Here is a 15,964-nt window from a genome sequence, read left to right as displayed (position 1 = left end):
GGTGAGCGCGGGGCTGCCCTGTGCCACACTCCCCTCGTGCTCTCGTTCGCCACGATTATTGGCAGCAGGCGCGCCGGTCCGCAGTGACCGCCACGTACGACCAGGTACGGGCGGCCATCGTCGTCCTCGACCCGCGCGCAGACCTCTCGCACCCGCGAGGGGTTTTTCGTTTTCCTGGCCCACCTTCAGCCGGGAGACAGGCGCGAGGGACCATGGGGGGACGGTGGAGCCGGTCATTCCGGTAGACCGAGATCCAAAACAGGAGCCTTGAGACCATGACGGAAACCAGCGAGCTCGACGACTCGTTCCACGTCTTCGACACCACCCTGCGCGACGGCGCCCAGCGCGAGGGCATCAACCTCACGGTCGCCGACAAGCTCGCGATCGCACGGCACCTGGACGAGTTCGGCGTCGGCTTCATCGAGGGCGGCTGGCCCGGCGCCAACCCGCGCGACACCGAGTTCTTCGCCCGGGCGCGGCAGGAGATCGACTTCCGGCACGCCCAGCTCGTCGCCTTCGGCGCCACCCGCCGGGCCGGCGCCAAGGCCTGTGAGGACCCCCAGGTCAAGGCACTCCTCGACGCGGGCGCCGACGTGATCACGCTGGTGGCCAAGTCGCACGACCGGCACGTGGAACTGGCGCTGCGCACCACGCTCGACGAGAACCTGGCGATGGTCGGCGACACGGTGTCCTTCCTCAAGGAGCAGGGCCGCCGCGTCTTCGTCGACTGCGAGCACTTCTTCGACGGCTACCGCGCGAACCCCGAGTACGCCAAGGCCGTCGTCCGGACGGCGGCGGAGGCCGGCGCGGACGTCGTCGTCCTCTGCGACACCAACGGCGGCATGCTCCCCGCGCAGATCCAGGCCGTCGTCTCCACCGTCCTCGCCGACACCGGCGCCCGCCTCGGCATCCACGCCCAGGACGACACCGGCTGCGCGGTCGCCAACACCCTCGCCGCCGTGGACGCGGGCGCCACCCACGTGCAGTGCACGGCCAACGGCTACGGCGAGCGCGTCGGCAACGCCAACCTGTTCCCGGTCGTCGCCGCGCTGGAGCTGAAGTACGGCAAGAAGGTCCTCCCCGAGGGCCGGCTGCGCGAGATGACCCGCATCTCGCACGCCATCGCCGAGGTCGTCAACCTCACGCCCTCCACCCACCAGCCGTACGTGGGAGTCTCCGCCTTCGCCCACAAGGCCGGCCTGCACGCCTCCGCCATCAAGGTCGACCCGGACCTGTACCAGCACATCGACCCCGAACTGGTCGGCAACACCATGCGGATGCTCGTCTCCGACATGGCCGGCCGCGCCTCGGTGGAGCTGAAGGGCAAGGAGCTCGGCATCGACCTGGGCGGCGACCGCGAGCTGGTCGGCCGCGTCGTCGACCGGGTCAAGGAACGCGAGCTGAAGGGCTACACCTACGAGGCGGCCGACGCCAGCTTCGAGCTGCTGCTGCGCGCAGAGGTCGAGGGCCGGCCGCTGAAGTACTTCGACGTCGAGTCCTGGCGGGCCATCGTCGAGGACCGCCCCGACGGCACCCACGCCAACGAGGCCACCGTCAAGCTGTGGGCCAAGGGTGAGCGCATCGTCGCCACCGCGGAGGGCAACGGCCCGGTCAACGCCCTCGACCGCGCCCTGCGCGTGGCCCTGGAGAAGATCTACCCCCAGCTCGCCAAGCTGGAGCTGGTGGACTACAAGGTCCGCATCCTGGAAGGCGTGCACGGCACCCAGTCCACGACCCGCGTCCTGATCTCCACCACCGACGGCAGCGGCGAGTGGTCCACGGTGGGCGTCGCCGAGAACGTGATCGCCGCGTCCTGGCAGGCCCTGGAGGACGCCTATACCTACGGTCTGCTGCGGGCGGGGGTGGCCCCGGCCGAGTAGGCCGGGGCCACCGGGATCACCGCAGGGCCCACTTCTGGTCGGCGGCGCCCGTGCAGCTCCACATCTGGGCCCGGGCGCCGTTGGCGGAGGGCACCGCTGCCGTTCATCGGCCAGGCCGCGGTGCCGGTGAAGGAGGCGCCGCCGGCCGGGCGCCGCCGACGGGCCGCCGAACGGACGCCGAGGAGAGGCGCCGCGGAATCCGGCGGAGGTGGACCGCGGGGCCCGGGTCTCGCTCCGGGTGCCCTGCTTTGTCGTCATACGAGGTAGCTTCGAAGTATGAAGGTCGCACTTTCGACCCGAGGCCTCGCCGGACTGCTCCTCGTACTGGCGCTCGCCGCCCTGACGCTGCTGTCGGCGGGCGCCCCGCGCGCCGCGGCCGAGACCAGGGTGTCGACGATCGCCGCGGCCCTGCGCGAGAGCCCCGTCTACGTCGACCCGGCGGCGTCCGCCCAGCTCTCCCAGCCGGACGCCCGCGCCCTCCGCAAGAAGATCGAGGACGCCGGCAAACCCCTCTTCGTCGCCGTCCTCCCCGCCGGCTACCCGACGGAGAACCTGTTCACCGACCTGCGCACCGCCACCGGCGTGACCGGCCTCTACGCGATCCGCCTCGGCGACCGCTTCGACGCCCGCGCCGACTCCTCGGTCCTGCCGACGGCCGCCGTGCGCAACCTCGTCACCAGTGTCCAGGGCGAGAGCGACGCCACCGTCCAGCTGAACGACTTCACCGACCGGGCCCTCGCCAACATGGGCGGCTCCGCCCCCACGAGCTGGGGTTCCCCGGACAGCGGCGGCGGGGTGTCGACGGCAGGCCTGGTCACCGCGGGCGTGCTGGTCGCGGTCGGCGGCGCCGGCGCGTACACCCTCGTGCGGCGCAGCCGCCGGCGGCACGCTCAGGAGCAGCGGGCCGCCCTGGAACGGCTCCGGGTCGTCGTCGACGAGGACATCACCGCCTTCGGCGAGGAACTCGACCGGCTCGACTTCCACCCGGCCGAGCCCGGCGCCGACGACGCGATGCGCGGCGACTACGAACACGCCCTGGACGCCTACGAGAAGGCCAAGTCGTACATGGCGGACGCGACGGGACCGCAGGACGTGCGCCCCGTCACCGAGGTCCTGGAGGACGGCCGCTTCACCCTGGCCCGGCTCGCCGCCCGCCGGGCCGGCGAACCGCTGCCCGAGCGCCGCCCGCCGTGCTTCTTCGACCCGCGCCACGGCCCCTCCGTCGCCGACGCCGCCTGGACCCCGCCCGGCGGGGCCGCCCGCGAGGTCCCGGTCTGTGCGGCGGACCGCACCCGGCTCGCGGACGGCCGCGACCCCGTGGTCCGCGAGGTCGACACCGACTACGGCCGCCGCCCCTACTGGGAGGCGGGCCCGGCCTACGGCCCCTGGGCGGGCGGCTACTTCGGCGGCGGCCTGCTGCCCGGCCTGCTCGTCGGCACGATGCTCGGCGGCCTGATGGCCACCCCCTCCTACGCCTCCGACTACGGCAGCGGCTACGGCGACTTCGGTGGCGGCTACGAGGGCGGCGACGTGTCCGGAGCCGACTTCGACACCGGCAGCTTCGGTGACTTCGGCGGCGGCGGGGGAGGGGACTTCGGGGGCGGAGGGGACTTCGGGGGAGGTTTCTGACCGCTGACCGCTGCTTTCCGGCTGGTCGACCGTCCACCGTCGGCAGCAGGCTGCAGACCGTGGATCGCCCACTGCGTACCACCTACCACCGGCCACCTACCACCGGCCATCGGCCATCGCGCACGGGCCCGGCGCCGGACGCGCCGGGCCCGTGGACGTCGTACGGACGCGGTGGGGTACGGGTGGGTCAGAGGGAGGCCGCCGCCGAGGCGATGGCCGAGGCGAACGTGGAGACCTCGCTGTAGACGCCGGGCGCGTTGGGCCGGGCGCAGCCGATGCCCCAGCTGACGATGCCGACCTGGATCCATGCGTTGGCCGAGTCGCGGCGGAACATCGGGCCGCCGGAGTCGCCCTGGCAGGTGTCGACGCCGCCGGCCGCGTACCCGGCACAGATCTCGTCGCTCGCGATCAGGCCGCTGTAACCGCTGTAGGAACGGCAGGTGGCGTCGCTGACGAACGGCACGCTCGCCTTGAGCAGGTACCGCTGCTGGGCGCCGCCCTCGGTGGCCGAGCCCCAGCCGGCGACGGTGAAGGTGCCGGTGTTGTACTGCGTGGTGGTCGCGATCTTCAGCGTCGGCAGGTTGATGGGCTGCGCCAGCTTGATGAGGGCCCAGTCCTTGCCGTTGCCGTTGTAACCGGGGGCCCGGTAGACGTAGGTGGAGCGGACCTGGACCCGGCCGGTGGTGGACTGGAGGTCCACGACGCCGGCGGTGGCGGTGATGCTGGTGTTGGCGCCGGTCGAGCCCACGCAGTGCGCGGCGGTGAGCACGATCTGCTGGGTGTAGAGCGCGCCGCCGCAGCCCATGGAGAGCCGGACCATGAACGGGAACTCGCCCTGCGCGGCGCGGGTTCCGCCCACGACGGGCGAGGGCGCGGCCTGGGCGGACGAGACGGGCTGAAGGCTGGCGATCGCGAGCGCGGCGGCGCCGACGGCCGCGAGTCTCTTGAGCGCCGTGAGGAGTTTCTTCAACGTGATGCCTTCCGTGGGGGGTGACCCGGAGTCGGGGGGATCTGGTGGTGCCCGAAACACGGAATTGACGAGTCCATGACAACAGCGGCAACAAAAGAATGCCCATTTGCTGGCATGGGCAGGTCAAATCTGTTGCTGGATTATGAGAACGCCGCAAGCCTTCGCACAAGAGAGGCGATCCGGCCACGCCCGAGCACCCCGCCGGGCCCCTCGGCCACGCGGGCGTCCGCCGCCGGGCCGACACACCTTCCACTCCTCCAGCGGTTCCACGCCGAGCGACTTGTAGAAGCCGATGGCCGGCTCGTTCCAGGCCGGCACCCACCACTCGAACAGCGGATCACCCCGCGCAGGCCGGGCAGCCTCTGGTCGGCGGTCGGCGGTCGGCGGTCGGCGGTCGGCGGTCGGCGGTCGGCGGTCGGCGGTCGGCAGTCGGCGGTCGACGTGCGCCGGGTCGATGAGCTGACCGCGGCCGGCCGGATGCGGCCCGCCGGGGTCGCCGAGGTGGCGGCGGCACAGGCCGACGGACGGTGGGCGGCGGCGTACGCCTCGCAGCGGCACGCCACCGCTCCCGCGGAACTCGAAGCCGCCCTGGAACGCGGTCCACGGGCCCGCGCGGTCTTCGAGCGGCCGGGCCGCACCGACCGGTACCTCGCCATGCTCGGCGTGCTCCGCGCCCGCTCCCCGCAGCAGCGGACCGCTCGGGCGGCGACCGTCGTCGCGCGGCTGGAGGCCGCGGCCGACGGCGGGTGACGCGCCGCCGGCCCTTCGGCGAGGGCGGTCAGCCCTGTACGGCCGCCTTCGCCAGCCGGATCAGTTCGTCGAAGTCGATGGCTCCCGGGTCGCCGTGGTCGTTCTCCGGCACGTGCATGTGCCCGCACACGCCCTTGAAGGCGTTCCAGCGCGCCCCGCTCATCCGCTGCCCGGCCCCGTTGCCGTAGGACTTCGGGTACGCCGGCCACAGCGCCGGGCCACGCAGCGGTACGTCGTGCTCCTCGTGCGCCCAGGCCAGGAAGCGGGCGAGTCCGCGGAGCGCCCACTCCGGCGCCTTCGGCCAGTAGACGTGGGCCTTCCCGCCCATCTGCCACTTGGTGTGCGTCTCGGGGTCGCAGGTGCCGACCAGCTCCACCTGGCAGACGTTCAGTGTGTTGGTCTCCACCCCGCCGGGCCTGTTGCGCAGGGCGCGGGAGGAGATGTCGATGTCGAAGTGCTGGTACCACGTCAGCTTCTTCGCCGCCAGGTCCGGCACCGCCGTGAGGTTGGGCGCGGAGGCGCCGCCCTGGTAGCCGGGCAGCGAGCGGCCCTCGGTGGTGTGCAGGACGACGACGTTGACCTCCATCCGGTCGCCGCCGAAGTCGTCCTGGTACCAGTGGTCACGGTGTGCGCCGGGGTAGTGCTGCGGTCCGGTCCTGGTCATGGCGCCTCCTCTGTCACGATCCCCGGCCGCGTCGGCGGGGGCGCCCTGATGAACGACCGACACCCACGACCGTCGCGCACCCGGCGGCCCCGCACCTGTGTCCGGGTCCGCCCTGCCCTCGCGCCCCGCCCCGCCGGGCGCCCGCGCCCCGCCCCGCACCGACGTCCGCGCCCGTGTCCACGCCGAGCACCGGGCACGCGCCGCGTCCCGCGTCCGCGTCCGGACCTGCGGGCACGTCCCGCGTCAGCGTCCGGACCTGCGGGCACGTCCCGGTCCGCGCCGGCTCCGGCGTCGTAGCGCGTGCCCGCGCTCCGTCCGCGCCGGTGCCCACCCGCCCGGCGCCCGCGCTTCGCGCGCCGGTACCCGCCCCGCGCCCGCGCCCCGAGCGCTCGAGCCGGCTCCGCGCCCCGCGCACGCCCGGTCCGGACATCCGCACCCCGCCGCCCCCTCCGGCGCGCGCATCCGCACCCCGTCGCCCCCGCTCCCACCGCCCGCGCCCGGACATGCCGAGCGCCCGCCCTCCCCACGGGGGGAGTGGAGGGCGGGCGCGCTCAGGGTGCGTGGCGTCGCTGACGCGTCACGCGTTCTTGATGGCCGAGATGTCGAAGTTCAGCTTGATCTTGTCGGAGACCAGGACGCCGCCGGTCTCCAGCGCCGCGTTCCAGGTCAGGCCCCACTCGGAGCGCAGGATCTCCGCCTTGCCCTCGAAGCCGACGCGCTCGTTGCCGAACGGGTCCTTGGCGGAGCCGTTGAACTCCAGGTCGATGGTGAGCGGCTTGGTGACGCCGAGGATGCTCAGGTCGCCGGTGATGCGGTAGTCGTCGCCGCCCAGGGCCTCCGCGCCGGTCGAGCGGAAGGTCATCGTCGGGAACTCGTCGGTCTTGAAGAAGTCCGCGGTCCTGAGGTGGTTGTCGCGGTCGGCGGACCCGGTGTCGACGCTCTGCATCGTGACGTCGATGGTGGCGGTGGACCTGGCCGGGTCGGCGCCGTCGAGGTGCAGCGAGCCGGTGAACTCGTTGAACTTGCCCTTGACGTTGGTGACCATCGCGTGCCGGGCGACGAACCCGATGGTCGAGTGCGCCGGGTCGATCGTGTAGTCGCCGGTCAGGGCGGCGAGGTCCGGGTTCACGGCGGCGGCCGTGGGCGCGGTGGTCTCGTCGGTGTTCTTGCGGCCGAAGATGCCCATGTCGTGCTCCTTGGGGACGGATCGATCAACGGATCGATGAAACGGGCGGTGATGTTGAATGTTCAACGAGGCCTTCAACAAGGCAGACCGTAGACCTATTCCGTTCAACTTTCAACTTCATTCGCGCATGTCTTCCGGATGCCCTTCCATCGTCGCGCGAGGCCGCCCTTCCGGAGACCTCGCGCGGCCCCCGTCACTCCACTGGGCGGCGACCGTCGGGCGATGATGTGAAGTTGGTCTCACGGCCGCTCTTTGTGCGACCCCCACAAGCGGCACGGGCCCTGAGCAGTCGGAACGCCTGCATGCCGGCATGGTTCTGTTCAGGGGTACCAGGAAAACGCGCCGGAGACTGTACGGAGTCGACGTCTCACTTTCCTTGATGGTCTTCGTAAGGTCACTACATGACCGTTTTGGAAGAGACGACCGGTGAGCCGACCGCCGAGCCCACGGACGCGCGCGGGCGTGTCGCCGAGCTGCACGAGATCCGTGCGCAGGCGCTGGCCGGGCCGGGCGAGAAGGCGACCCAGGCGCAGCACGCCAAGGGCAAGCTGACCGCCCGGGAGCGGATCGAGCTGCTGCTGGACCCGGGGTCCTTCCAGGAGGTGGAGCAACTGCGCCGGCACCGGGCGACCGGTTTCGGCCTGGAGGCCAAGAAGCCGTACACCGACGGTGTCATCACCGGCTGGGGCACGGTGGAGGGCCGTACGGTCTTCGTCTACGCCCACGACTTCCGCATCTTCGGCGGCGCGCTGGGCGAGGCCCACGCCACCAAGATCCACAAAATCATGGACATGGCCATCGCGGCCGGGGCCCCGCTGGTGTCGCTGAACGACGGCGCCGGGGCCCGTATCCAGGAGGGCGTCTCCGCGCTCGCCGGCTACGGCGGCATCTTCCAGCGCAACACCCGGGCGTCCGGCGTCATCCCGCAGATCAGCGTGATGCTCGGCCCGTGCGCGGGCGGTGCGGCCTACAGCCCCGCCCTCACCGACTTCGTCTTCATGGTCCGCGAGACCTCGCAGATGTTCATCACCGGCCCCGACGTGGTCAAGGCCGTGACCGGCGAGGAGATCACGCAGAACGGCCTCGGCGGCGCCGACGTGCACGCCGAGACCTCCGGCGTCTGCCACTTCGCCTACGACGACGAGGAGACCTGCATCGCGGAGGTGCGCTACCTCCTCTCCCTCCTCCCGCAGAACAACCGCGAGAACCCGCCGCGCCACGAGTCCACGGACCCGGCGGACCGCCGCAGTGACGTCCTGCTCGACCTGGTCCCGGCGGACGGCAACCGGCCGTACGACATGACCAAGGTCATCGAGGAGATCGTCGACGACGGCGAGTACCTGGAGGTCCACGAGCGCTGGGCGCGCAACATCATCTGCGCCCTGGCCCGGCTCGACGGCCAGGTCGTCGGCATCGTCGCCAACCAGCCGCAGAGCCTCGCCGGCGTCCTCGACATCGAGGCCAGCGAGAAGGCCGCCCGCTTCGTGCAGATGTGCGACGCCTTCAACATCCCGATCATCACTCTTCTGGACGTACCCGGCTTCCTGCCCGGCGTCGATCAGGAGCACGGTGGGATCATCCGCCACGGCGCGAAGCTCCTCTACGCCTACTGCAACGCGACCGTGCCCCGGATCTCCCTGATCCTGCGCAAGGCGTACGGAGGTGCTTACATCGTCATGGACAGCCAGTCCATCGGCGCCGACCTCACCTTCGCCTGGCCCACCAACGAGATCGCCGTCATGGGCGCCGAGGGTGCCGCCAACGTCATCTTCCGCCGCCAGATCGCCGAGGCCGAGGACTCCGAGGCCATGCGGGCCCGCATGGTCAAGGAGTACAAGTCCGAGCTGATGCACCCGTACTACGCCGCCGAGCGCGGCCTCGTCGACGACGTCATCGACCCCGCCGAAACCCGCGAGATCCTCGTCAGGTCCCTGGCGATGCTGCACACCAAGCACGCCGACCTGCCCTCGCGCAAGCACGGCAACCCCCCGCAGTAACCCAGCGGACTTTCCGCGACCCCCTTGCGGAAACCTCTCTCACGGAGACTGACATCCATGACCACGCCTGACATCCGCGTCGAGAAGGGCCACGCCGAGCCCGAGGAGGTCGCCGCTCTCACGGCGATCCTGCTGGCCCGTGCCGCCTCCCGTTCCTCCGAGCCCACCCGGGCCCACCACGGCCGCCGCAAGGCCGGCTGGCGCCGCCTCGAGCGCGAGGGCGGCTTCCGCGCCCCGCACAGCTGGCGCTGACCGCCCGCAAGCACGACGAAGGCCCCGACGCCCCCTTGAATCCAAGCACGGGCGGCCGGGGCCTTCACGCATGCGGTGGGCCGCGGTTCGAGGACGCAGGGGGCGAGCGGGCCCCGAGGGTTTTCGGCCACTCCCGCCGGCGGCGGCGTCCCGCGCGGCCGCCGGCCGGGACCCCGCCCGGCTCCACTGACCGGTGACGTGAAAAAGCCCCTGTGCCCTCCGGAGAGGGGCACAGGGGCTTTTTCACGGAAGTCCTACCGCAGGCGCGCCATCAGCGCGTGCTCCACCAGTGTGATCAGCGCCGACTTGGCGTCCGCGCGGTGGCGGGCGTCGGTCGTGATGATCGGGGTGTCGGGGCCGATCTGGAGAGCCTCACGCACCTCGTCCGGCTGGTACGGCTGGTTGCCGTCGAAGCCGTTGAGGGCGATCACGAAGGGGAGACCCGAGTTCTCGAAGTAGTCGACCGCCGGGAAGCAGTCGGCGAGTCGGCGGGTGTCCACCAGGACGATCGCGCCGATGGCGCCGCGCACCAGGTCGTCCCACATGAACCAGAAGCGGTCCTGGCCGGGTGTACCGAAGAGGTACAGGATCAGGTCCTGGTCCAGCGTGATGCGGCCGAAGTCCATGGCGACCGTCGTGGTCGTCTTGTCTCCGGTGTGGGTGAGGTCGTCGATGCCTGCCGAAGCAGACGTCATGACGGCCTCGGTACGCAGCGGGTTGATCTCCGAGACGGCCCCGACGAACGTGGTCTTGCCCACGCCGAAGCCACCCGCCACCACGATCTTCGCCGAGGTGGTGGAGCGGGAAGGACCGCCGCTAGAGCTTGCGAAGTCCACTGAGCACCCTTTCGAGCAGTGTCACGTCTGGCTGGCCGCCGGCGCTCTCGTCGCCGCCGGGCTGATGGATGGCGACCAGTCCCGCCTCCGCCAAGTCGGCGACGAGGATCCTGGCCACACCGAGAGGGATCGTCAGGAGGGCCGAGATCTCGGCCACCGACTTGATCTCCCGGCAGAGGTTGCAGATCCGCTGATGCTCGGGCAGCTGCCCCTGCATCTGGTGCGGAGCCGCGGTGGTGTGCACCAGTGCCTCGATGGCGAGCTGGTACCGCGGGCGAGTCCGGCCGCCGGTCATGGCGTACGGACGCACCAAGGGGTTGTTCGTCCCCCCGGCGGGCGCCGGTTCTGGGGCGTGGCGCTGTGGCTGCACGGGCTGGATGCGCGGCTGGTGCGGCTGGTCGTACGGCGACGGTCCGGGGCCCTGCGGGCCCTGGGGCGCGTACGGCTGACGCTGGTTCGGAGCGGAGGGGAAGGCGTAACGGTTCGGGTCGTACGAACCGTCGCCCTGGCCCTGGGCAGGGCCGTACGACCAGTTGCCCGAATGGGAACCGTCTGGGGGTGTTGCCACTTTCTCTCCTCCTCCGACTGTGCCTGGCACCCATCATGTGGAAGCCGCGTCCCGAAACCCTACGGCCTCGGAACGCCAAAACGCACCGTCTGTCTGTTAGTTGAGAAGGCTCCCTTGGAGCTCCGCACGAAGGTCGGGCGTCAGGACCGTACCGGCTCGGTCCACCAGAAGGGCCATCTCGTACCCGATGAGGCCGATGTCCGCCTCGGGGTGGGCGAGGACCGCGAGCGACGAACCGTCCGAGATGGACATGATGAACAGGAATCCCCGCTCCATCTCCACAACCGTCTGGTTCACGCTGCCTCCCTCGAAGATCCGGGAGGCGCCTGCCGTCAGCGACGTCAGACCGGAGGCGACGGCCGCGAGCTGGTCGGCACGGTCGCGGGGAAAGCCTTCGGACATCGCCAGAAGGAGTCCGTCGGCGGAGACCACCACCGTGTGGGACACCCCCGGGGTGTTGTCCACGAAGTTGGTGATCAACCAGTTCAGGTTCTGTGCCGCCTGGCTCATCGGGCTCACACTAACGCTCCTGGTTGTAGGTGCTGTCAGGGCCACTGTGCTGGTTTCTGGCCTGACCGTTCGGTTCACTTCCTGCGTTGCGTCCGCGCTGAACGCCTCGACGCAGGTTGCTCAACCTGCCTCGGACGTCCTCCGGGGCGCGGGAGACCTGGGGGCCTCCCTGGGGGGTGCTCTCGGCGGTGCCCTCGACCAGATTGGCCTTGGGCACCCGTCGCGGCAGACCGGAGGAGGTGACTCCGCCCGCCTTCGGCTTCTTGAGCTGGGCGGCCTGCTGCCAGCGCTCGTCGTTCGCCGAACGCCAGTCGGCGGGGCCGTCCGCGACGGAGCCCGGCGCTTCCTGGGCCACGGACCGTGCACCGTTCGCACCGTTCGCCGCGGGGGATCCGCGGCGGGGCAGTCCGGCGTCGGTCAGCTCGTGGGCGGCGGCGGGGGCCGGTCCCGGACGGTCGAAGCCTACGCCGTCCTGCTCACCGGCGTCAGCGGCCTGTGCGGATTCCGCTTGCGGAGCGTACTGGTCCGGGTAGCCGTTCTGATAACTGTTCTGCTGCGGCCAGTCGTCCTGGTAGGGCTGCTCCTCGTACGGCTGGAAGCCCTCCGGCGCGGCCTGCCGTTCCGGCGCCCGCTCCTCCTGGGCGGCCTCCGCATACGCGGGGTCGGGGTAGCCGCCGTGCTGCCCGAAGGCACCGTTCTGCGGCCCCGTGCCGCCCGCCGGGAAGGCCTCGCCCTGCGGCACACCGCCGTTGGACGTGCCGTACGGGTCCTCGTACGCCGTCTGCTGCCGCTCCTCGTACGACGTCTGCCGGTCGTACGCCGGCGACTGGTCGGCATAGCCGGTCGCGCCGTTGTCGTAGCCGTTCTGCGCCGGGGCGTAGCCGTCGGGGGAGGCGTCGAACGCGGGCTGCTGCTGCGGCTGGTCGAAACCGTCGCCGTACGCGGGCGTCGTGGCGGACCGCTGCTGGTCGGGCCCGTCCGGCGCCGGGGAGTCCAGGGCCGCCCGGCGTTCCTCGCGCATCAGGGAGCGGCCGACCGGGTCCAGGTCGCGCGGATCGTCGGGGACCTCCGCGTACTGGCTGTCGTCGAAGCCCAGCTCGGCCGCCGTGCGCAGCGGCTGGTGGTTGAAGTCCTCACCCTGGAACCGCTGCTCCGGGATGATCTGCGAGACGGTGAAGTCGGTGCGCTCGGGCTGCTCGCCACCGCCACCGTGGGTGATCGCGTCGGGCAGCATGACCAGCGAGGTGGTGCCGGCCTGCTCGCCCGAGGGGCGCAGCTGGACCCGGATGCCGTGCCGGTCGGACAGCCGGCCCACCACGAACAGGCCCATGCGCTGCGAGATCGCGGCGTCCACGGTCGGCGGGTTGGCCAGCTTGTGGTTGATGTCCGCGAAGTCCTCGGCGGTGAGGCCGATGCCCTTGTCGTGGATCTCGATCATCACGCGGCCGTCGGGGAGACGGGTCGCGGTGACCCGGACCTTGGTCTGCGGGGAGGAGAACGTGGTGGCGTTCTCGAGGAGCTCGGCCAGCAGGTGCACGAGGTCGGTCACGGCACGGCCGTGGATCTCGGCCTCCGGGACGCCCGACAGCTCGATGCGTTCGTACTGCTCCACCTCGGAGGAGGCGGCGCGCAGCACGTCGACCAGCGGGACCGGCTGGTCCCAGCGGCGGCCCGGCTCCTCGCCGGCGAGGACCAGGAGGTTCTCGCCGTTGCGGCGCATACGGGTCGCGAGGTGGTCCAGGCGGAAGAGGTTCTCCAGCTGGTCCGGGTCGGCCTCGTTGTTCTCCAGATCCGTGATCAGGGTGAGCTGGCCCTCGATCAGGGACTGGTTGCGGCGCGACAGGTTGGTGAAGATCGCGTTGATGTTGCCCCGCAGCAGGGCCTGCTCGGCGGCGAGCCGGACGGCCTCACGGTGGACCTGGTCGAAGGCGCGGGCGACCTCGCCGATCTCGTCCGTGGTGGTGATCGGGATCGGCGTGACCCGGGTGTCGACCCGGCCGGGGTCGGTCCGCGAGAGCTGGTCGACCAGCATCGGCAGCCGCTGCTCGGCGATGCCGAAGGCGGCGTTGCGCAGCTGGCGCATGGAGCGGCTCATCTGGCGGGCCATGAGACTGGCGATGATGAACGCGGTCAGCAGGGCGATGATGACGATCGCGCCGTTGATGACGGCGTCCTGCTGGGCGTCGGAGGCGATCTGGCCGGCGTCGGTCACCGCGCGGTCGATGAGTTCCTTCTCGACCTGGCTGTACCCCTCGAACTTCAGGGTCGCGGCGGACATCCAGGCCTGGGCGGTGACGCCCTGCTCGGCCAGCTGCGCCGGCGACTGCCCGCTGCCGATCGCCTGGACCATCTTGTCCATGGCGGGCGGGGCGACGTAGTCCTGGTCGGCGGCCTCCGCCTTCTCCTGGGCTTCGGCGGCCTGCTTCTTGCCTTCCGCGGTCTTCTCGTTCATGACCTCGGTGAGGCGCGCCGCGTCCTGCGTGGTGCCACCGGAGACGTACTCCTGGAGAGCCACGTTCTCCAGGTAGGCGTACGAGGTGAAGGCGGTGAGCTGCTGGCGGAAGACCGTCTCGTCGGGGCTGGGCCGGACGAGGAGGTGCATGCCGATCGCACGCTGGAGGGACTCGGAGCCCTTGGCGAGGGCGATCGCGTAGACCGTGCGGCCGTAGGCCGTGATGTTGCCGGTGCCGAGGCCGAGTTCGTTGGAGAACTCCATCAGCAGGTGCTCGACCGCGACGTAGCCCTCTTCGGTCTTCACCGGGTCGAGCGCCTTGGTGTAGGCGGCCGCGCGGATCTTCGCGAGAGCCGGCTCCGCCTTGGTCACCAGGTCGAGGCGGCGCTTGAGGCCTTCCTTGTCCGGCATGCCGGCCGTCTCGCTGCGGAAGGCGGCGGCTTTCTGGTCGGTCAGGGCGCGGGCGTCCTTGACGACCTCGCTGTCCTTCTTGTTCTGCAGCAGTGGTTCGGCGGAGACGTCACGCTCGTTCAGCAGGGCTTCGGCGTACTCGCCGGCGGCGGCCACGATCTTGGCGACCTTCTCGGCGTCGCGGGCCTGCTGCCAGGTGTCGATCGAGCCCTTCACCTGGAAGCCGCCCATGACGAGGCCGACCAGCACGGGTATGAGCAGGATCGCGTTCAGCCTGGTGGGCACCCGCCAGTTGCGCGGGGAGAGGCGGCCGCCGCTCTTGGCGGGTGCGGCCGACGGCTCCGAGCCGGGCACAGGGGCGGGCGCCGCTCCGCGCGGCGGCGGGGTGAAGTTGCCCCGGGCCGCCGGCTCGGGACTTTTCTTGCTTCGCCTCACTCGACCAACAACCTCTCGGCGGTCGGCACCTTCGTCGTGCCGCAGTGTCTCAGAGCCCGGTCAGCCATCGACCATGAGTACGTCATTGACTATTGGGCAGTTCAGGCATTCCAGCACGACGACCAGTGCAGTTCCAAACATGGAGTAGTACTGGTTCGTAGTGATGTAAGCCCCAGATAAAACGGTCAAAAAGAGCGAGCCCCGCCAAATGACGGGGCCCTCGTGTGCGCAACGGCACCAAGCGACCGCGACGCGTGGCGGTATCACCCGATTCCTCTGCCGAAACGTTATGAACACCGGAGCCGGCCGTGTCCAAGTCCACAGCCGGCTCCGGAACGCCTACGACAACCGGCGTACGGCCCTACATATAGGTGTCCTGCCTACCGCAGGCGAGCCATGAGCGCATGCTCCACCAGTGTGATCAGCGCCGACTTGGCGTCCGAACGATGCCGGGCGTCGGTCGTGATGATCGGGGTGTCCGGCCCTATCTGCAGTGCCTCGCGGACCTCCTCCGGCTGGTACGGCTGCTGACCGTCGAAGCCGTTGAGGGCCACGACGAACGGCAGACCCGAGTTCTCGAAGTAGTCCACCGCCGGGAAGCAGTCGGCCAGCCGACGGGTGTCCACCAGCACCACGGCGCCGATGGCACCGCGCACCAGGTCGTCCCACATGAACCAGAAGCGGTCCTGGCCCGGCGTACCGAACAGGTACAGGATCAGGTCCTGGTCGAGCGTGATACGCCCGAAGTCCATGGCCACCGTGGTGGTGGTCTTGTCCCCGGTGTGGGTGAGGTCGTCGATGCCCGCGCTGGCGGACGTCATCACGGCCTCCGTGCGCAGCGGGTTGATCTCGGAGACGGCGCCCACGAACGTGGTCTTGCCCACGCCGAAGCCGCCCGCCACCACGATCTTCGCGGAGGTGGTGGCCCGCCCTCCGTCAGAGCTTGCGAAGTCCACTGAGCACCCTTTCGAGCAGCGTCACGTCAGGTGCGCCACCGTTGTTCTCGTCGCCGCCCGGCTGGTGAATGGCCACCAGTCCGGCTTCGGCGAGGTCCGCCACGAGGATCCGCGCCACACCCAGCGGCATGGAGAGGAGCGCCGAGACCTCTGCGACCGACTTCACCTCACGGCAGAGGTGGCAGATGCGCTGGTGCTCGGGGAGCAGCCCCATGAGCGCTGCCGGGTCGGCCGTCGTGCTGATCAGCGCCTCGATGGCGAGCTGGTAGCGCGGCCGGGTCCGGCCGCCGGTCATCGCATACGGACGAACCAGCGGCTGGTCGCCCTCGTCCCCGTACGGCTCCGCGTACGGATCATGAGAGGCGGTGGGCGGGGTCATGAATCCTCCGGGCGGGACAGCAAGTCTCGGTCAGTCGTGCCGTCCGTCGAGGCCGGTGGGGGGATTGTGTCGGCCGGACGGTGATTTCG

The 15,964-nt window shown here is 70.8% G+C and carries 14 protein-coding genes; 5 read left to right on the top strand and 9 right to left on the bottom strand.

The annotated features are described in order from the left end of the window. Nucleotides 1–275 precede the first annotated feature (275 nt). Nucleotides 276–1,880, top strand: coding sequence for a citramalate synthase (gene cimA, locus ACIP5W_RS25375; RefSeq protein WP_401477825.1), 1,605 nt, complete (start codon nucleotides 276–278; stop codon nucleotides 1,878–1,880). 276 nt (nucleotides 1,881–2,156) lie between these two features. Beyond that, complete coding sequence (locus ACIP5W_RS25370; RefSeq protein WP_401477822.1) at nucleotides 2,157–3,509, top strand: hypothetical protein; 1,353 nt, start codon at nucleotides 2,157–2,159, stop codon at nucleotides 3,507–3,509. 187 nt (nucleotides 3,510–3,696) lie between these two features. On the opposite strand, the gene ACIP5W_RS25365 is transcribed toward ACIP5W_RS25370, so the two are convergent. Beyond that, nucleotides 3,697–4,479 carry a serine protease gene (locus ACIP5W_RS25365; RefSeq protein ID WP_401477819.1) on the bottom strand — a complete coding sequence of 261 codons (783 nt, stop codon included), beginning with the start codon at nucleotides 4,477–4,479 and terminating at the stop codon, nucleotides 3,697–3,699. A 441-nt stretch (nucleotides 4,480–4,920) separates the two neighbouring features. Between ACIP5W_RS25365 and ACIP5W_RS25360 the strand changes: the two genes are divergently transcribed. Beyond that, nucleotides 4,921–5,229, top strand: a complete 309-nt coding sequence (locus tag ACIP5W_RS25360; protein WP_401477816.1) for a YdeI family protein — start codon at nucleotides 4,921–4,923, stop codon at nucleotides 5,227–5,229. Nucleotides 5,230–5,257: 28 nt separating this feature from the next. Here the strand turns inward: ACIP5W_RS25360 and ACIP5W_RS25355 are convergent, their stop codons facing one another. Both ACIP5W_RS25355 and ACIP5W_RS25350 read right to left on the bottom strand, forming a co-directional pair. Continuing rightward, nucleotides 5,258–5,893: a hypothetical protein gene (locus tag ACIP5W_RS25355; RefSeq protein WP_401477813.1), complete on the bottom strand. Its 636-nt coding sequence runs from the start codon at nucleotides 5,891–5,893 to the stop codon at nucleotides 5,258–5,260. A 577-nt stretch (nucleotides 5,894–6,470) separates the two neighbouring features. Then, nucleotides 6,471–7,079 carry a YceI family protein gene (locus ACIP5W_RS25350; RefSeq protein WP_401477810.1) on the bottom strand — a complete coding sequence of 203 codons (609 nt, stop codon included), beginning with the start codon at nucleotides 7,077–7,079 and terminating at the stop codon, nucleotides 6,471–6,473. 401 nt (nucleotides 7,080–7,480) lie between these two features. On the opposite strand from ACIP5W_RS25350, the gene ACIP5W_RS25345 reads away from it, so the two are divergent. Then, a complete protein-coding gene (locus ACIP5W_RS25345) occupies nucleotides 7,481–9,076 on the top strand; it encodes an acyl-CoA carboxylase subunit beta (RefSeq protein ID WP_401477807.1) in 1,596 nt (531 codons plus the stop codon). A gap of 57 nt (nucleotides 9,077–9,133) precedes the next feature. Then, complete coding sequence (locus ACIP5W_RS25340; RefSeq protein WP_401477804.1) at nucleotides 9,134–9,328, top strand: acyl-CoA carboxylase subunit epsilon; 195 nt, start codon at nucleotides 9,134–9,136, stop codon at nucleotides 9,326–9,328. A gap of 254 nt (nucleotides 9,329–9,582) precedes the next feature. Here ACIP5W_RS25340 and ACIP5W_RS25335 read toward each other — a convergent pair whose 3' ends face one another. From ACIP5W_RS25335 to ACIP5W_RS25310, 6 genes are all read right to left on the bottom strand, one after another. Beyond that, nucleotides 9,583–10,164: an ATP/GTP-binding protein gene (locus tag ACIP5W_RS25335; protein WP_071369867.1), complete on the bottom strand. Its 582-nt coding sequence runs from the start codon at nucleotides 10,162–10,164 to the stop codon at nucleotides 9,583–9,585. Continuing rightward, on the bottom strand, nucleotides 10,145–10,732 hold the full coding sequence (locus tag ACIP5W_RS25330; RefSeq protein ID WP_401477800.1) for a DUF742 domain-containing protein: 588 nt from the start codon (nucleotides 10,730–10,732) through the stop codon (nucleotides 10,145–10,147). Before ACIP5W_RS25330 ends, ACIP5W_RS25335 begins: the two co-directional genes overlap by 20 nt. Nucleotides 10,733–10,828: 96 nt before the next feature. Continuing rightward, entirely contained in the window at nucleotides 10,829–11,242 is a 414-nt protein-coding gene (locus tag ACIP5W_RS25325) for a roadblock/LC7 domain-containing protein (RefSeq protein ID WP_004983065.1), read from the bottom strand. 10 nt (nucleotides 11,243–11,252) lie between these two features. After that, nucleotides 11,253–14,540: a nitrate- and nitrite sensing domain-containing protein gene (locus ACIP5W_RS25320; RefSeq protein WP_401477797.1), complete on the bottom strand. Its 3,288-nt coding sequence runs from the start codon at nucleotides 14,538–14,540 to the stop codon at nucleotides 11,253–11,255. Between the two features lie 380 nt (nucleotides 14,541–14,920). After that, the gene (locus tag ACIP5W_RS25315; protein ID WP_030793795.1) at nucleotides 14,921–15,496 is read right to left on the bottom strand and encodes an ATP/GTP-binding protein; all 576 of its coding nucleotides are present in this window, start codon (nucleotides 15,494–15,496) and stop codon (nucleotides 14,921–14,923) included. Next, nucleotides 15,477–15,875 carry a DUF742 domain-containing protein gene (locus tag ACIP5W_RS25310; RefSeq protein ID WP_263213113.1) on the bottom strand — a complete coding sequence of 133 codons (399 nt, stop codon included), beginning with the start codon at nucleotides 15,873–15,875 and terminating at the stop codon, nucleotides 15,477–15,479. Before ACIP5W_RS25310 ends, ACIP5W_RS25315 begins: the two co-directional genes overlap by 20 nt. Nucleotides 15,876–15,964 lie beyond the last annotated feature (89 nt).

Source organism: Streptomyces sp. NPDC088766 (genome assembly GCF_044750845.1).
Lineage (GTDB): Bacteria > Actinomycetota > Actinomycetes > Streptomycetales > Streptomycetaceae > Streptomyces.
The sequence above is the reverse complement of the archived record's forward strand: the minus strand, read 5'-3'. Positions and strand labels throughout refer to the sequence as shown.

What these genes read in the sequence shown, in the direction of transcription:
- cimA (WP_401477825.1), top strand. Translation starts at nt 276, where the DNA reads ATGACGGAAACCAGCGAGCTCGACGACTCGTTCCACGTCTTCGACACC.
- ACIP5W_RS25370 (WP_401477822.1), top strand. Translation starts at nt 2,157, where the DNA reads ATGAAGGTCGCACTTTCGACCCGAGGCCTCGCCGGACTGCTCCTCGTA.
- ACIP5W_RS25355 (WP_401477813.1), bottom strand. Translation starts at nt 5,893, where the DNA reads ATGACCAGGACCGGACCGCAGCACTACCCCGGCGCACACCGTGACCAC.
- ACIP5W_RS25350 (WP_401477810.1), bottom strand. Translation starts at nt 7,079, where the DNA reads ATGGGCATCTTCGGCCGCAAGAACACCGACGAGACCACCGCGCCCACG.
- ACIP5W_RS25345 (WP_401477807.1), top strand. Translation starts at nt 7,481, where the DNA reads ATGACCGTTTTGGAAGAGACGACCGGTGAGCCGACCGCCGAGCCCACG.
- ACIP5W_RS25340 (WP_401477804.1), top strand. Translation starts at nt 9,134, where the DNA reads ATGACCACGCCTGACATCCGCGTCGAGAAGGGCCACGCCGAGCCCGAG.
- ACIP5W_RS25325 (WP_004983065.1), bottom strand. Translation starts at nt 11,242, where the DNA reads ATGAGCCAGGCGGCACAGAACCTGAACTGGTTGATCACCAACTTCGTG.
- ACIP5W_RS25310 (WP_263213113.1), bottom strand. Translation starts at nt 15,875, where the DNA reads ATGACCCCGCCCACCGCCTCTCATGATCCGTACGCGGAGCCGTACGGG.